At 49.6% G+C, this 12,570-nt stretch carries 10 protein-coding genes; 7 read left to right on the forward strand and 3 right to left on the reverse strand.

The features are described from left to right. Positions 1 to 12: 12 nt before the first annotated feature. The 5 genes from BUC22_RS07445 to BUC22_RS07465 all read left to right on the forward strand — a co-directional run bounded on the left by BUC22_RS07445 (position 13) and on the right by BUC22_RS07465 (position 5,027). Positions 13 to 636, forward strand: a complete 624-nt coding sequence (locus BUC22_RS07445; RefSeq protein WP_013378822.1) for a corrinoid protein — start codon at positions 13 to 15, stop codon at positions 634 to 636. Between the two features lie 14 nt (positions 637 to 650). Beyond that, positions 651 to 1,883, forward strand: a complete 1,233-nt coding sequence (locus BUC22_RS07450; protein ID WP_123876023.1) for an MFS transporter — start codon at positions 651 to 653, stop codon at positions 1,881 to 1,883. A 3-nt stretch (positions 1,884 to 1,886) separates the two neighbouring features. Next, positions 1,887 to 3,308: a trimethylamine methyltransferase family protein gene (locus BUC22_RS07455; protein WP_013378824.1), complete on the forward strand. Its 1,422-nt coding sequence runs from the start codon at positions 1,887 to 1,889 to the stop codon at positions 3,306 to 3,308. A gap of 5 nt (positions 3,309 to 3,313) precedes the next feature. Then, positions 3,314 to 4,108 (forward strand): dihydropteroate synthase, encoded by a 795-nt coding sequence (locus BUC22_RS07460; RefSeq protein ID WP_013378825.1) that lies wholly within the window; start codon positions 3,314 to 3,316, stop codon positions 4,106 to 4,108. Between the two features lie 262 nt (positions 4,109 to 4,370). Then, positions 4,371 to 5,027, forward strand: a complete 657-nt coding sequence (locus BUC22_RS07465; protein WP_041689805.1) for an HAD family hydrolase — start codon at positions 4,371 to 4,373, stop codon at positions 5,025 to 5,027. Between the two features lie 27 nt (positions 5,028 to 5,054). Here BUC22_RS07465 and BUC22_RS07470 read toward each other — a convergent pair whose 3' ends face one another. Beyond that, the gene (locus BUC22_RS07470) at positions 5,055 to 5,717 is read right to left on the reverse strand and encodes a histidine phosphatase family protein (RefSeq protein WP_013378827.1); all 663 of its coding nucleotides are present in this window, start codon (positions 5,715 to 5,717) and stop codon (positions 5,055 to 5,057) included. A gap of 206 nt (positions 5,718 to 5,923) precedes the next feature. Here BUC22_RS07470 and BUC22_RS07475 point away from each other — a divergent pair, with 206 nt between their 5' ends. Together BUC22_RS07475 and BUC22_RS07480 are read left to right on the forward strand one after the other, a co-directional pair. After that, positions 5,924 to 7,405, forward strand: a complete 1,482-nt coding sequence (locus tag BUC22_RS07475) for a UDP-N-acetylmuramoyl-L-alanyl-D-glutamate--2,6-diaminopimelate ligase (RefSeq protein ID WP_041690009.1) — start codon at positions 5,924 to 5,926, stop codon at positions 7,403 to 7,405. 100 nt (positions 7,406 to 7,505) lie between these two features. Then, positions 7,506 to 8,309 (forward strand): hypothetical protein, encoded by an 804-nt coding sequence (locus tag BUC22_RS07480; protein WP_013378829.1) that lies wholly within the window; start codon positions 7,506 to 7,508, stop codon positions 8,307 to 8,309. 32 nt (positions 8,310 to 8,341) lie between these two features. Here BUC22_RS07480 and BUC22_RS07485 read toward each other — a convergent pair whose 3' ends face one another. Both BUC22_RS07485 and BUC22_RS07490 read right to left on the reverse strand, forming a co-directional pair. Further along, positions 8,342 to 9,994: a GGDEF domain-containing protein gene (locus BUC22_RS07485; RefSeq protein ID WP_013378830.1), complete on the reverse strand. Its 1,653-nt coding sequence runs from the start codon at positions 9,992 to 9,994 to the stop codon at positions 8,342 to 8,344. A 101-nt stretch (positions 9,995 to 10,095) separates the two neighbouring features. Beyond that, positions 10,096 to 12,525 (reverse strand): HAD-IC family P-type ATPase, encoded by a 2,430-nt coding sequence (locus BUC22_RS07490; protein ID WP_073382653.1) that lies wholly within the window; start codon positions 12,523 to 12,525, stop codon positions 10,096 to 10,098. Between the last annotated feature and the right edge of the window lie 45 nt (positions 12,526 to 12,570).

Raw genomic sequence — 12,570 nt, forward strand, 5'->3', positions numbered from 1 at the left:
GGAGGAAAGAAAATGGCAGATTATACGAAGTTGGTTGAATTACTTCTGGATGGTGACGATGAAGAGATTGTTGTCGAAATAGAAACTTTGTTAAATCGAGGAGTCCCGGCAGCAGAAATTCTTCAAAATGGTTTAATCCCAGGGATGGATATCGTAGGTCAGGAGTTTGAAAAGGAAGAGCTGTTTATTCCGGAAATGCTTGCCGCAGCCTTGGCAATGAAAGAAAGCGTAAAAAAAATAAAGCCGCTTCTAAGTGAAGAAGAAAAACAGTCCACAGGAAAAGTGCTTTTTGCAACGGTCGAAGGCGATATCCATGATATTGGTAAAAATCTATGCATTGTTATGCTTGAGGGAGCAGGATTTGAAGTGCAGGATTTAGGCATTGATGTAGCGTTAACAGAAATTTTAGAAGCAACAAAAAAGGAAAAACCACAGGTTTTATGTTTGTCAGCGCTTTTGAGCGCGACAATGCCAGCCATGCAGAAAGTGGTTGACCAGTTTAAAATGGAAGAGATTCATACGAAGGTTCTCATTGGCGGCGCTCCAGTTACGCAGGAATTTGCTGATAAAATTGGAGCAGACGCCTATGCGGACGACGCTTCAGAATGTGTTTCTGTTGTAAAGCAATTGATTTAAAAAAAGGATTGTTCATGAAGGAAGGTAAGATGAAACGGTTCCTTCAATTGATTTGTCTTTCGGTTGGTGCAACCGTTATCTATTTTGTGCCCATCCATTTGCGGTCTCTTTTCTATGTTCCGATGCAGGAGGTTTTTGGGTACACCAATACACAGATTGGAAACCTGGCAGGCTGGTATGGAATTATGACAATTGTTACATATCTGCCAGGCGGCTGGCTTGCAGATAAATATTCAGCCAGAAAATTATTGGCAGGTTCTTATATTGTGACAGGCTTATTAACGCTTGTTATGGCGTTGTATCCACCTTATGAAGTCGCTTTGTGGATATTCATTTTAGTTGGAATCAGCAGCACATTAACCTTTTGGGCATCTCTGCTTAAGCTTACACGCCAGTTTGGAAAAGATAAAAACCAGGGGAAAGCGTTTGGAAGTCTGGAAGGCGGAAGGGGCCTGGCAGCAACCATTATTTTTGCAGCCTCGTCCGTCTTATTCACCAAGATCGGCAATGCGTGGGTTGGACTTAGAATTTTGATCGTTGTTTTTGGTGCGGTGACTATTTTAGTAGCAGTGATGACACTTTTGGTTTTTGATGAAAAAGATGCCGATCATCAGGCGACTAATGTGTTTCATGGGTTTCTGCGCAGTCTTAGAAATCCCAATACCTGGCTCATTGCGTTTATCGTTATGGGCATTTATACGGTTCACGCAATCTCGCAGTATATTGCACCCTTTGCAACGAATGCATTCGGTACATCCGTTCTCATCGGTTCATTGCTCTCCCAGTCCAAGCAATGGGTGAAGCCTCTCGCCGGAATCGGCGGCGGTATACTGGCAGACCGGTTTGGTGTTTCAAAGATTTTATTGATCGGGTCTGTCTTGCTGGCAGCATCGGTTGGTGTTTTTGCCTTGATTCCAGGGAACAGTCAATTATTTTGGCTCTTGGTCGTTAATACAGTCATTATATTTCTTCTTCTTGGGTTATTAAGGGGACTCTATTTTGCGGACTTAAACGAAGCGGGCATTGAATGGCATTTGACAGGGACGGTCATTGGCTTCGCAACAACCATCGGAATGCTAGGCGATGTGTTTGTGCCATTTTTAGCAGGAAGGCTGCTGGACCACTTTCCGGCAGATAAGGGATATACCTATATTTTTGGAATGGGGGTTGTGTCGAGCTGTTTCGCGGTAATAATGCTTTTGATTTTCAGAAAATATAATAAACAGAGAATAGAGGATAAGGAGTAGAAAATGGATATAAACTATGATCGCTATCAGGCGATGTCAATTGATGATGTTGAGAAAATACATGAATATACTGTTGATGTTTTAACCAATACAGGAATATGGGTAGAGGATAACGAAGCGCGCGATATTTTCAAAAAAAATGGTTGCAGAATAGAGAACGAGAAGGTTTTTCTAAATGAAAAAGTAATTCAGACGGCCCTTGAAAATGCGCCGTCTGAATTCAGAATTTGTGCGATTGAGCCCAGAAACTCAAAGACTTTTGGCGTAGAGGCGTCCATTTTTGCGCCGGCCGGCGGTGCGGTCACCATCTGTGAAAGCGACAATATCAGGCGGGCTCCAACGATGGAAGATGTGAATGACTTCAGTAAATTAGTACAATGCTTAGATGTTATTGGTCTTAACCGGCCAGCAGTTCATCCATCAGATGTTGATCCTATGAAAAAGTTTTTGTACATTACACTGGCTGATTTTAAATACAATAATAAGATTTATCAGCTTCGTCGTGAAACACTGGAAATGATTTGCATCATTTACGGCATTACACCTGAAAAAATGAAAAAAGATGCTGAAAATGGCATTCATTATGGTTATTCCACATCCAATCCCGTATCACCGCTTGAACTTAGCAGCGCAGCAACCGATACGATCAGGTTTCAGGCAGAGTACGGGGTTCCAAATATTATTGCGCCCATGCCGATTGGCGGCATATCCGCGCCTGCTACTGTTGAGGGAACCATCTTAATCCAAAATTGCGAAAATGTGGCAGCAATTGTATTCAGCAGTCTGATCAATCCTAAGGCACCTGTCTTTTACGGCTGTATTGGCTCTGTCGGTGATATGAAAAAGGGCAGCGCAACGGCCGCGGCGCCGGAAATGCGTATTATTGAAGCAGCCGGGGCACAGATGGCCCGTTATTATAATATTCCGTCAAGAGGCGCTCCGGGATCTCCAGATGCGGTTGCAATGGATTTTCAGGCAGGAGCGGAGAGTGCAATGGGATTTTACAGCAGTGTGCGAAGTGGCGTGCATCTTATTACCAACATGGGTTTTATGGGGAACTGGATGCAGGCGTCAAAGGCTAAATTAGTTTTGGATGCAGAAATCATCGAATCTGTTCTTCGTATTATGCAGCCGCTGGAGATTACTGAGGAAAAAACAGCCCTTGACCTGATCAAAAAATTAGGAGCTCGAAGTACCTATCTTACAGAAAAACATACGCTGAAGAATTATAAAAAAAATTTTTATAATCCGAAAGTATTCAGACGGACAACCTTTGAAAAATGGGAAAAGGAGGGAAAACTGGAGGCTGCGCAAAGTGCAGAAAACAAAGCGAAAGCGCTTTTAGATCAATATGTGTCTCCGGACAGAGATCCATCAATTGTCAAAGAATTGGAAACATATATCGCGAAACATGATAGGAGATAAAGTATATGTTGTATATAGGTGAATCCATTAATGGAACCATACCGGCAGTAAATCAGGCAATACTGAAACATGACGCCGATTTTATTCTCAAGCTGGCTGCGACGCAGGTAGAATGTGGCGCCGATTATCTGGATGTTAATGCGGGAACTGGTGGGATTGGCAATGAACGTGATGATTTGAAGTGGCTTATTGAACTGCTTCAGGATAATGTGGAGTGCCCTCTCTGTTTAGACAGCTCTGAGCCAGAGATATTAATGGAAACATATGAAAATTATCGCGGTAAACCGATGTTTAACTCGGTTTGCGATGGAAAAAAGCTGGACATAATGGCTCCGGCTATTTCGGAGCAGGAATGCAGCGTAATCGCTTTAGCACATGGGGAAGACGGGATTCCGGACAATGCTGAATTGCGCTTTGTTTTTGCAGACAAAATTATCAAGAGACTCAGAAATGCAAATGTCAAAGATTGTGATATTTATATTGATCCGATTATCATGAGTCTGTCCACCAATACAGGAGCTGGAAAGGTGACGCTGGACACCATAAAGAGGATACACGAAGCATACCCGGAGGTCAATATTATTTTACCGATATCGAATATTGGATTTGGAATACCGAAAAGAAAGCGGATAAACGATACTTTTGCGGCCATGTGCATCCAAAATGGCGCTAACGCTTTTATTGCAGATGTCCGGGATAAATCTTTTATTGGAACCACACTTGCGGCGGAGGCGCTTCTTGATAAAGACCGGTTTTGCAAAAGATACATTAAAGCCTATAAAAAAGGAAGAATCGAATAATTAAAGAGGTGCGGTCTGTTTCAGACCGTACCTCTTTTCTGGTCTGCCTTCGGCGAGATCGTGAATTTACCTAACGCCAGAATAATGGCCTGAACACCTGTCGGCACTGTGGGTGGGGACAAAAAGGAAGCAGGCGGGTCATGGGGGTGAAAACCTGAAACGGTTTAAAGGCCGGAAAAGCGTTCAGGCAATTGAACTGGCGGCGGGTTCACGTTATAATGGTGGAGTTTGGAAGGATATTTTACAATGGAAGGGAAAACGCATGACAGAAGCAATCATTTTTGATATGGACGGCCTCATGTTTGATACCGAGACCATATCCATTCCCAGCTGGGTAAAGGCAGGCGAAATTCTGGGTTACCCCATTACAGAAGCCATGATTTTTGAGTTGTTCGGCATGAATCCGGTGGCGGTGAATGCCTACTGGAAAGAGCATTTCGGGGACAGTTTTGACTGTGGTGCGGCTATGAAGCTCCATCTCGATTATATGGAGGACTATGTGCGGGAAAACGGCGTGCCGCTGAAACCGGGGCTGATCACGCTGCTGGATTTTTTAAAGGAGCGGGGGTATTGGTTTACCATCGCCTCATCCACACAGCGCCCGATGATTAAGATGTACCTGGAGCGCGCTGAGATCGGCCACTATTTTACCGACCAGATCGTGGGCGGCGACGAGATCATAAACGGAAAACCTGCGCCGGATATTTACCTGAAGGCAGCTCAGAAGCTGGGGACAGCGCCGGAATGCTGCATGGTCTTTGAGGACTCTCTGGCAGGTATCGAATCGGCCTGGCGGGCAGGTATGAAGCCTGTGATGGTGCCGGATAAGGTGCCGGCGGACGCCGTCACAGAGGAGCGGCTGTACGCTAAGCTAAAAACCCTGGACGAGGGGATTGAGCTGCTTATAAAAGAAAGCTGAAGGCAGGGTGTGAAACACACCCAGTCCTCAGCTTTTTTCGTTGGTGACTCTGAATTCTGGCGGCTGCTCGCATTTCAGATCCTCGCTCAGGTGGCGGTCATCATTGATATACGCGATCTCAAGCTGATTGTCCGAGTCAAAGATAAATTTGCACACCGCAGTGTTGCGCAGAATCTGCTGTTCCATCTCCTCAAAGGGCAGGCCCTTTGCATACCATAGAAAGGTCTGAATAGCGAAACCGTGGGAAATACAGGCGATGGTCTTGCCGGCGTTTTCAGCCACAATGCGTGTGAGTGCGCTGGTAACCCGGTCGTAAACGTCGCGGGTGCTTTCGCCGCCAGGGGCCTGAAAATTGGGGAGGTCGGTTTTGAATGTTTCCATGAGTCCGGGAAACGCCTCGTCGATGACAGAAATCTTCTTGGCCTCCATGAGGCCGCCGTCCACCTCCACGATCCCCGGCTCCACCAGGATTGGGAGGTCTTTATCACCCCGGAGGCCCTCGGCGGTCTGGCGGGTGCGCTGCAGGGGCGTGCAGTATAAGACATCAACGTCAATGTCTTTAAAACGTTCGCCAAGGGCCCGGGCCTGTTTCAGGCCGAGATCGTTCAGGGGAAGGTCCAGAACGCCCTGAAAAATACCATTGGCGTTGGCGTCGGTGGTACCGTGACGAATCAGATAAAGGGTTGTCAATTTTGTTCACCTCGTTGTTGTTTTGTCACTGTTTATTATAACATATCTGTGAAAAAAGGTCAGCTTGGGCGGCGTGAGAAAAAAGCACAAATGTAACTTAAGTGTATTATTTTTGTATCAAAACGGCCTTTTTCTGGACAATTCCATAGAAGAACTGTATAATTAATAAGTTAATCGAAAAAGAGAACAAATTGATTGAGGTACCCATGAAACTAAATTGTATTTTGGAAGATCCAGAGATTGTAGAAGTACGGAACAATAATCCCGAGATTGATATTGAACATATTGCCTATAATTCCCAGAAGGTAGTCCCGAACAGCATGTTTGTGGCTATCAGAGGACTGAAAACCGATGGACACAAATACATTGGCGACGCCATCAGCCGGGGCGCCATCCTGGTAATCTATGAACACGATCTGGATGAATACCAGGATGATATCATGTATGTCAAGGTAAAAAACGCCCGCCATATGCTGGGCACTATGTCCAGCCGTTTTTACGGCCATCCGTCAGAAGCGCTCTCTATTACCGGCGTGACTGGCACCAATGGAAAAACCACGATTACCCATATGCTCAAGAGCATTTTTCAAAAGGACGGACGCAAATGCGGCCTGATCGGCACCATCAACAACCAGATCGGGGATGAAATTATCGACAATGCCGGCCGTACCACGCCAGATTCGCTGGAGGTACAGGAGATCATCTCGGAAATGGTAGAAGCTGGCTGCCAAAACCTGGTGATGGAGGTCTCGTCTCACGCGCTGGATCTTGACCGCGTCAACGGTGTGGCCTTTGATTACGGCATTTTTTCCAACCTGACCCAGGACCACCTGGATTACCACAAAACCTTTGAAAATTATTTTGAAGCTAAGGCCAAGCTGTTTACCTATACTTCCAAGGCCAACATCATCAACTGTGACGATGTGTGGGGTAAAAAGCTGTATGACCGCTGCGCTCAAAAGAAGGGTGTTGCTGTATACTCCTACGGGCTGAACCCAGAATGTGATTTTTACGCAAGAGATATGAAGTACAGCATCGAGGGCACCCGCTACACGCTGGTGACCAAGGACGGCGAGGAAGAAATTTTTATTTCCATCCCAGGCGAGGTCATGGTTTACAATAGTATGGCCGCCATTATCAACGCACTGCTGGAAGGTATTTCCATCGAAGTCATCAAGGAAGCCCTGGCTTCCATGAGCGGCGTAGAGGGCCGGATGGAGCGTCTGGATCTGGACACTGAATTTGATATCATCATCGATTATGCCCACTCACCGGACTCTCTGGAACGCCTGCTGAAATCTGTGAAGACCATGTACGACGGCAAGGTTTATCTGGTCTTTGGCTGTAATGGGGACCGCGATAAGGAAAAACGCCCCATCATGGGCCGGATCGCCGGCGAGTTTGCCGACCATGTCATCGTGACCTCAGACAATCCGGCCAGCGAGGACCCACAGTCCATTATCGACACTGTGGCTGCAGCTGTGGCGGAAAAAACCGATGCCTGCGAGACCGTGCTGCGTCGCTGGGATGCCATCTACTATGCCGCTACCCTGCCAAAAGCGGGTGATGTGCTGGTACTGGCTGGAAAGGGCCACGAAAAACAGGAGACCATGAAGGATGAAAACCTGTATTATAACGAATGGGAAACCGCTGAGGAAGCCGTGAGACGGCTGAAAGCTGGAAAATAAAAGAAAAAGCGCCGGAGCGGATGTCCCGGCGCTTTTTTAACGGGAGGAGTACTTTTTTAGATAACGTGTGATATGATTGTGAAAGTAAGGAGGAGTAAGGTTGAAGGCTTATGTTACTGCGATAATCGAAAACTATGTCCGGGAATATGAGAAAACAAGTGCGACAAAGTGGGGGAGGCCACTGGTTGGATTCGCCGACGCGGCGCACCCGATGCTCCCGGAACTTCGGGTGGTGGCGGATAAAAACCATGTCATGCCGCAGAAGGTTCTTGAGGACGCTGCCATCGTGGTCTGCTATTTTCTGCCCTTCACGCGGGAAACAGCCAAGTCCAACATCGGGGATGGGCACGCGTCGCCGGAATGGGCCAGGGCCTACGAGGATACCAACGCGCTGTTTACCAGGCTGAACGCCCATCTCATTGAGCAGCTGGAGGCCAGAGGATACCGGGCTGCGGTATCGCCAGAGGCCACAACCTTTGACCGGGAGGTGCTTATGAGCCGGTGGTCTCAGCGCCATATGGCCTGGCTCGCCGGAATGGGAACCTTTGGGCTTAATAACATGATCATCACAGATGCAGGCTGCTGTGGGCGTTTCAGCTCTGTGGTCACCAATTTGGATGTGACACCGGGCGCGCCGCTCACCACGGAAAACTGTCTGTATAAGCGCGAGGGAAAGTGCGGAGTATGTGTACGCCACTGTTTTTCAGGCGCCCTGACCACAGAGGGCTATGACCGGAAAAAATGCTTTGGCGTCTGCTCTGAGAACGCCGCGGTCTACAACGACTTCGGCAATTCCTACGCGGCCGATGCCGAGGGCGTGATCATGGATACTGGCAGCGAGGTCTGCGGCAAGTGTCTGGTGGGCGTGCCCTGTGCCTTTGGAAAGCCGTTCCGGGAAGAATAAAGAGGTGGGGTGCGAAATGCACCCCGCCTCTTTTAGATTTCAGATAAATGACTATGGGCTTTACAGGTGTACATGGCATGATCAGCCCGACGGATGAGCGCGTCGAGATCCTCTGGTGTGCGGACCATGCCCTGGCTGTAGCCGCGGGCAATATCCAGCTTTGGCGAGTGTGCCCGATTGTAGTCCAAAATGGAGGAGTCGAATACCTCAAGGCAGTTTTCAAGAACTGCAGCGTCCAGATTTTCAGCAATGACACAGAATTCATCGCCGCCGATCCGGTAACAGGCGCCACAGTCTTTAAAGCTGGAGTGGATACAGGCGCCGCTGTCGATGATCAGGGTGTCGCCCACACTGTGGCCCAGAGTATCATTGGTGAGCTTCAGGTTGTTCAGGTCAAAGGAAATAATGGTCAGGCTCTCAATGGGCAGGGCGTTTCGGGTATTCTGGAGGTCGCGCTCGTAGGCGGTCCTGTTGGCCAGATGGGTGGTGGGATCAGTGTAAGCCAACTTTTTATAAATCTCGACATGGACAGCGTCCCGGAAAAGGTTGAGACTGTCTTTGATGCTTGAGAGGCCGAGAATCCCGATAAACACCAAAAGTCCGATTTTAAAGAACAGACTGTTGTCATTGTCCACAGGATTGTCATAAAAGCGGATCAGGTCGATGATGCCTGCGGCACACAGCAGAAAAAAGGCGGCAAACAGTGTGCTGAATCGCTTTTCGTGACATTTGACCCAGCTGTGCACAAGGGTCCACAAGAACAGAAGGATCGCGCTGATGAGCAGAGCGTGTGTGATGATCAGCAGTTTGGGCAGATACAGGACGCTGACCATGGAAACGCAGAGGTTGAGCAGAAAATTGGACAGCATCAGCAGCGTGACGATGTCATAGGCTTTGTGATAACGCTTGTGGCTGCTCAGCTTGATGAATTGAATGATGGGAGCACCCATCAGCGTAAAGCTGTAAAAGGACAGGAGAACACCCATCGTGCTGTTGAATGGAAGAAACTGCAAAAAATTGGAATCTGTCAGAATCCAAAGAGAGGCCAAAATTGAGAAGGTGCCAAGGCAGACAAAGCGGTATCGCCCGGTTTTTGGCCCGGCGAGAAAGCCTGAGACCGCCAGAAGAAGAATCCCGATGATCAGCATGATCAGCGACACGAGGAGGCTCCCGGTATCTTTGTCAAGCTGTCCGAACAGCACAGCGGTGCGGCTGCCAAGGATGATATTCCCCACAGACATATTGGCAGTGGGGTAAACCGACTCAAAAGTCAGGGTGACGGTTCTGCCCTCGGAGCCCTTTGGAATGGAAACCAGATGGGTAAGGCTGCCAAAAGCGCTGTCAGCCGGAAGGCTGTAAACCTCGGTGCCGTCGATGCTTACCGTCAGAGACTGGAAAGCTGTCGGAATTCCAAGAACAGCGTCCTCAGGAAGTGTGACGGGAAGCGTGTTCGTCAGAGCAGCCTGGGTGGCGGGGAGAGATGCCGGCAGGGTAATGCCGGAACGGGTCAGCCCATCTCCGGTAATGGTCCAGTGGGTGTCGAGCATGGTGACAGGACCTGCCTCAAAGCGGTTATTGGCGTGGGGAAGCAGGTTTGACAGGAATAAAAGGACAGAGGTGCCCATAGCCAGCAAAATCATGAACAGGGCAGGAATAAACTTACATTTCTTTTCCTTTATTGTCACAGATGCATCTCCTTAATCATAAGTAGTATAGTTATATTGTAGCATACTTTTGGAAAAAGAAAACAAAAAAGGCGGGGTGCGTTTCACACCCCACCGCAAAGCTATGGCCTGTCGGTTTCGCGCAGGCTCAGAGACTTTGATGCTTTTAAGGTTTTAGTTTTTGCTGGCCATAACGTAAGATGCTGCAGCAGAGCGGTCAATCCGGCCATCAGCAGAGGTGACAGAGCTGTAAAGGCACCAAACACCGTCCAGCTCTCAAGTGTAAGAGAGCTCAGGCTGAACAAGGGGCCAAACAGGAATGCCGCTCCGAAAAAGCCAACGCCCATGACAGCGACAAGGCCTGCCCGCGGCAGGTTCAACGGCTGGCAGAGTCGGAGAAGTACCAGCAGCCCGGTCACACCGACCAGAAGCGTGCAGATGGTAGAGATTTGATCCATGGGTATCCCGAGAAGGGTGCCGGCAATCAGGACTGCCAGCAGGTTAAAGGCATTGACCAAACCGCCCGGCAGCGCGCTTGACAGCACATTTCTCAGAAAATGTCCGTGTACCTGCCGGTAATTGGGTTCAAAAGTCAGGGCAAAGGAGGGAATACCAATCATCAGGCCACTGATCAGGGTAATGTGGATAGGCAGGAAGGGATAAGGGATGGCCGCAAACAGCAGGATCAGGGACAGAATAAAGGAAAAGATATTCTTGACCAGAAACAGGGCGGCTGAACGCTCAATATTGTTGATGACCCGGCGGCCCTCCCGGACAATCTGGGGCATCACGGAAAAGTCTGAGTCGAGCAGCACCATTTGAGACACGTGCTGGGCCGCGTCGCTGCCAGCTGCCATGGCGATACTGCAATCCGCGTCCTTGAGAGCCAGAACATCGTTGACCCCATCGCCGATCATGGCAACTGTGTGGCCGTTTTCCTTTAGTCCGCAGATCAGCCGGCGTTTCTGCTCAGGCGTTACCCGGCCAAAGACGCTGTGGTTTTCAGCGGCTGCGGCCATATCCGCGTCATCGCTAAAAGTGCTGGCGTCGATGAAAGCACTGGCGCCGTTCACACCTGCGCGCCGGGCGATTTCGGAGACCGTTTCGGCGTTGTCGCCAGAGATCACCTTGATGGTCACGCCCTGCTCCTTAAAATAGGCAAGGGTTTCCTGGACGTCGTCCCGCAGCTTATCCGAGAGAAGAATGAATCCAAGGGGTGTCAGACAGCTGTTTTCCGGAGATTCGGTGTCCTCGGCTGTGCCGCGGGCCAACAGGAGGGCTCTTTTTCCAGAGGACAGGATGGGCTTTAGCTGTGGGGTGTAGCGGCTATAGTTCTTGCCCAGAAGCCGCTCGGGTGCACCCAGAAAGCAGGCGGAGCCGTCGCTCAGGATAAGGGCGTTCCACTTGCGTTCAGAGGAAAATGGAATCTCTTTTTTTACAGAAAGGGGGGGAGCGATCTGCTGAAAGTGGCTTTTGAGGGCCTTGGCCGTAGCGTTTTCCGAGGCAGAGGCCTGTAAAAAAGCGGCAAGCTGTCTTTCAAGGGCCTCTTGTGTAAGGCCGGCGAGGGGAATGGTGCCTGTGACTTCCATGACGCCCTCAGTCAGGGTGCCCGTTTTATCCAGGCAGAGGGTATCCACCCGGGCCAGGTTCTCAATGCAGGACAGCTCATGCACCAGGGTTCTGCGGCGCGCCAGGTTGATGACGCTGACAGCCAGGGCGATGTTGACTAACAGGTACAGTCCCTCCGGAATCATGCCCACCATGGCGGCCACTGTGGAGCTGACCGCATAGGGAACGCCTGTGTTCAGGAGGGCGCTCTGTTTAAAAAACATGATGAGCCCAAGAGGGATAATACCAATACCGATGAACTTTAACAGCCGGTCAAGATCACGCATCATTTGGGAGCGATGTTTTTTACGGCGTTTGGCCTCATGGGTAATACTGGCCGCGTAGGAGTCGCTGCCCACCCTGTCCAGGCGGGCGGAACAGTTTCCAGAGACGATAAAGCTTCCGGAGAGCAGCTGGTCGCCCGGGTGCTTGACAATGATGTCAGCCTCACCGGTCAGCAAAGCTTCGTTGACCTCCACAGTGCCCCCGCACAAGATAGCGTCGGCACAGATGGAGCTGCCGGCTGTAAAGTGCACAATGTCGTCCAGCACCAGATGGTCCGTGGGCAGGGTCTGAACCGCGCCGTCCCGGACCACATGTGCATTCTGGCCGGAGAGAAGGGAGATTTTGTCCAGGGTCCGCTTAACCTTGAGCGCCTGGACAATGCCGATGAGTACGTTGACGATGACAATGCCGAGAAACAGCATATCGGTGTAGGCTTTTACCATAAAGAGGCAGAAGGCCAGAGCAAAGAACAGAAAGTTGAAAAAGGTAAAGATATTGTCCCGGATAATCTGTCCTTCGGTTTTGGAGAGCTGCTCCTTTGTCAGGTTATGCCAGCCTGCTCTCATGCGGTGCTGGGCCTGCTCGCTGGTCAGCCCCAGCTCGGGGTCGGGGGTCAGGCGTGTGATGGGCTGCCGTCCGGCAGCGGAATGCTTTTTCATGGCTTTTTCCTGTCCTTTCGTTTTGCTGTAGTCTTATTCTATCAG

This window comes from Eubacterium callanderi (assembly GCF_900142645.1).
GTDB lineage: Bacteria > Bacillota > Clostridia > Eubacteriales > Eubacteriaceae > Eubacterium > Eubacterium callanderi.

What these genes read in the sequence shown, in the direction of transcription:
- BUC22_RS07475 (WP_041690009.1), top strand. Translation starts at nt 5,924, where the DNA reads ATGAAACTAAATTGTATTTTGGAAGATCCAGAGATTGTAGAAGTACGG.
- BUC22_RS07460 (WP_013378825.1), top strand. Translation starts at nt 3,314, where the DNA reads ATGTTGTATATAGGTGAATCCATTAATGGAACCATACCGGCAGTAAAT.
- BUC22_RS07490 (WP_073382653.1), bottom strand. Translation starts at nt 12,525, where the DNA reads ATGAAAAAGCATTCCGCTGCCGGACGGCAGCCCATCACACGCCTGACC.
- BUC22_RS07450 (WP_123876023.1), top strand. Translation starts at nt 651, where the DNA reads ATGAAGGAAGGTAAGATGAAACGGTTCCTTCAATTGATTTGTCTTTCG.
- BUC22_RS07455 (WP_013378824.1), top strand. Translation starts at nt 1,887, where the DNA reads ATGGATATAAACTATGATCGCTATCAGGCGATGTCAATTGATGATGTT.
- BUC22_RS07465 (WP_041689805.1), top strand. Translation starts at nt 4,371, where the DNA reads ATGACAGAAGCAATCATTTTTGATATGGACGGCCTCATGTTTGATACC.
- BUC22_RS07445 (WP_013378822.1), top strand. Translation starts at nt 13, where the DNA reads ATGGCAGATTATACGAAGTTGGTTGAATTACTTCTGGATGGTGACGAT.